5 protein-coding genes are annotated in these 2967 nt (G+C 35.2%); 3 read left to right on the top strand and 2 right to left on the bottom strand.

Features of this window, described 5'->3' with window-relative positions; all coding sequences use genetic code 11:
* Positions 1–265: 265 nt before the first annotated feature.
* Positions 266–1015: a CAP domain-containing protein gene (locus tag V7659_RS31325; RefSeq protein ID WP_335543883.1), complete on the top strand. Its 750-nt coding sequence runs from the start codon at positions 266–268 to the stop codon at positions 1013–1015.
* A gap of 16 nt (positions 1016–1031) precedes the next feature.
* Here V7659_RS31325 and V7659_RS31320 read toward each other — a convergent pair whose 3' ends face one another.
* Both V7659_RS31320 and V7659_RS31315 read right to left on the bottom strand, forming a co-directional pair.
* On the bottom strand, positions 1032–1391 hold the full coding sequence (locus V7659_RS31320; protein ID WP_335543882.1) for a hypothetical protein: 360 nt from the start codon (positions 1389–1391) through the stop codon (positions 1032–1034).
* Between the two features lie 20 nt (positions 1392–1411).
* Positions 1412–1897, bottom strand: coding sequence for a PaaI family thioesterase (locus V7659_RS31315; RefSeq protein ID WP_335543881.1), 486 nt, complete (start codon positions 1895–1897; stop codon positions 1412–1414).
* A 149-nt stretch (positions 1898–2046) separates the two neighbouring features.
* Between V7659_RS31315 and V7659_RS31310 the strand changes: the two genes are divergently transcribed.
* Together V7659_RS31310 and V7659_RS31305 are read left to right on the top strand one after the other, a co-directional pair.
* Entirely contained in the window at positions 2047–2457 is a 411-nt protein-coding gene (locus tag V7659_RS31310) for a YlbD family protein (RefSeq protein ID WP_335543880.1), read from the top strand.
* 19 nt (positions 2458–2476) lie between these two features.
* Positions 2477–2716: a YlbE-like family protein gene (locus tag V7659_RS31305; RefSeq protein ID WP_144548817.1), complete on the top strand. Its 240-nt coding sequence runs from the start codon at positions 2477–2479 to the stop codon at positions 2714–2716.
* Positions 2717–2967: the final 251 nt, after the last annotated feature.

Below are 2967 nucleotides of genomic sequence, written 5' to 3'. Positions count from 1 at the left end.
TCCTTTCAGCGGTTTTTTTAACCATTGGTTTTTATGTTAGTATAAATGAAAATAATGAAGGTACTATTTTAATTAAAGAAAATAATACATCAGAAATAAAAGAACAAAGCATAACCCAAAACCCAGTGAATAAACCTAGTAAAAAATTTGTCTCAGAAAAACCAAAAGAAGGTTTGGCATTATTAATTGGGAAAAGTGAAGAGGATTTAGAAAAGGAATTTGGTAGNNGTATATTTATAATCAAAACCCAAAAGGCTATTTACAAGTGGGTGTAGAAAATAAGCGGATTGTTACGATTTTTGCTATTGGTCAGAATTTAGATGTAGCACCATTTGAAATCGGACAACCAGTCGAAGAAATTTTTAATACTCACTATATTGATACGAATATTAATCTCGAATTCAACGGAAATTCTTATCGCTTTGAACTAAATGATACGGATTTAAATATTCGGCCAATGGTGCAATTGGGTGATATTTTTGTTCAACTATATATAGATAAGTTCACCGGAAACCTCTCAAGTGTTCGTTTCTTAGATGCATCAACACTAATCAAACAGCAACCATATGAACTTGTTTATAATGGAGTCTTAATTCAAGCCCCAGAGCCTAGCGAGGAATTGAAGCGCGAGATTGAAGAAGACACTGGGCGAGAAATATTTGACATAACCAATGTCTTAAGAGCAAGAAATAAATTAAAGACTTTAGAGTGGGACGAAAATACAGCTAAAGCAGCGTTTCAACACAGTAAGGACATGTCAGAAAACAATGACTTCTCACATACATCTAAGAAATTTGGAGACCTCGACAAAAGACTAAAAACTGCTGAAGTGGCTTATAAGTCTGCAGGTGAGAATATCGCGGCAAATTATACTGATGGCCCTGCTGTGGTAGAAGGTTGGCTCAATAGTAAAGGTCATCGTGAGGCACTTTTAAATAAGGATTATTCACATCTTGGAGTAGGAGTTTTTGAAAAATACTATACGCAAAATTTTATTCAAAAAGCAGAACAATAAAAAGGTGACGATAATGTCACCTTTTTTCAATAACATATTCGTTAAATAAAAACTTATTATCCTTCCACATTCCATATACTCTAATGACTTCCCCTACTTTAAAGGAAACTTTCTGAAAATCTTTTGTAATGGGCGTAATCTTTTGGACGGTAATTAATTTTGTTTCTGTTTGCAATCTTAATGACTGAACATGAATGTAACGGTGATAATAAAACCGTTGCTTCTCCTCTATGATGCTTTTAATTTCCCCAATTAAGATTGCTTCCTGCTGGACGTGACCAGCATTAGCCCACGTAGAATCATTTTCCTTCATCTCTTTTTTTGTAAGCCAATAAAAGTAAAGGCAAATAATTGGAATGACGATGGCGGTGACCATTGTGTATCAAACTCCTCCGGTCATGATTTGCTAATAATAAAGAATGTACCTGTCGCATAGGCCATTTTTTTGCCGTCACTCCGGTAGGCTTCCCCTGATATTACCATTGTTTTGCTGCCCTTATGGACTATTTCCGCTTTACAATGAAGCGTTTCTCCAATACCTGGCGCTATGTAATGGATATTTAATTGATTGGTAACAGCCCCAAATCCTTTTGGCAAATAGTAATTAGCCAAACTACCCATCGCAGTATCAAGGACAGTAGCAGTAATCCCGCCATGGACGATATCTAAATTATTATTAAGAATTGGATGAATGGGAATGGTAATTTCACAAGTATTCTCTTCAAATTTCCTGTCCATTTGGAGAATCCCATCAATATAAGTACTGCGGTTTTGATTAATTTTTTGTTTAAGCCCACTTAAAAGATAGGCAAGAGATTTTAGATCAGCTTCTGAACCATTTTCGATACATGTTTCTAATAATTGTCGTAATTCATCTTTCATTCTAGGATACCTCTTTCAATTCTTATTCTTCTGACATCTTATCATTAACAGAAAAAATATTAAATACATTCATCTTGCGTGGTTCCTTCACATTTTGAATGATCTTTCATATTGTATTATTGGCAGTAATATGGGTTGAGGTGAGAAAAATGACACAAAAAAAATTACACCCTACCGTTATACAATTCAAAGAATTTGTTAAAAACAATCCTAAGCTTGTCCAGGAAGTACGGAGGGGGAAGGCAACCTGGCAAGAGTTATATGAAGAGTGGTATTTATTAGGAGAAGAGGATACCCGCTGGGAAACGATTGGATCCAATAATGAGTCCGCTGAAGAAGAAAGCACAGAATCGGAATCGAAAAGTGATTGGATTTCCACGATTATGGGGATGGTTAAGAAAATGGACCCGAATCAGATGCAAAACCATATCAATAACTTAAGTCAGGCCCTCGGAGCGGTCCAAAGTGTACTTTCGCAATTTCAAGGGAACAATCCAGCAGGGGGGCCAGCAAAACCACAAGAAGGACCAAAACATCCCTTTTTGTTTAGAAAAGACTGATAGGAAGGGGTATTAATTTATGCGAAGAGATGTGCTTGAATATATTGAAAGTCAGAAGGATTTAAAGCAGTTTATCCGTGAACAACCCATCTGGTATCGAAAGTTATCAAGAAATCCATATGATTTACAAGCACTTGAAATTGAGTCGTTACACTACTATAAAAAGACTATTCCAGATCAAGTGAATAAATTTTCAAATAGTGTACAAATGGCTTCAATGATGTATCATATGTTCCAAGCTATGAAAACTCAAAATTAACAAAGTCCACATGATTTATTTTGTGGCTTTTTTTGTTGTTATCAAGAGGATTAAGACTAAAAAATGAAATGGAGGCGAACAATACAACCAAAGAAGGAGTGAATCAAAATGAAAAAGTCGTTTCCGCAGGTAGTCCTTATTATCTTTTTGATTGGAATGCTTTCCGGATTTAATCATATTAAGCCAAGAGCTGAAATACCTTCATTATTTGTCCAACACCAAATAAAAGGGGAAACAGTATTAATTAATTG

The organism is Neobacillus drentensis (genome assembly GCF_036966985.1).
Lineage (GTDB): Bacteria > Bacillota > Bacilli > Bacillales > Cytobacillaceae > Neobacillus > Neobacillus drentensis_E.
The sequence above is the reverse complement of the archived record's forward strand: the minus strand, read 5'-3'. Positions and strand labels throughout refer to the sequence as shown.

Excerpts from the sequence above, each read along its gene's own strand:
- V7659_RS31315 (WP_335543881.1), bottom strand. The coding sequence starts at position 1,897 with ATGAAAGATGAATTACGACAATTATTAGAAACATGTATCGAAAATGGT.
- V7659_RS31310 (WP_335543880.1), top strand. The coding sequence starts at position 2,047 with ATGACACAAAAAAAATTACACCCTACCGTTATACAATTCAAAGAATTT.
- V7659_RS31320 (WP_335543882.1), bottom strand. The coding sequence starts at position 1,391 with ATGGTCACCGCCATCGTCATTCCAATTATTTGCCTTTACTTTTATTGG.
- V7659_RS31305 (WP_144548817.1), top strand. The coding sequence starts at position 2,477 with ATGCGAAGAGATGTGCTTGAATATATTGAAAGTCAGAAGGATTTAAAG.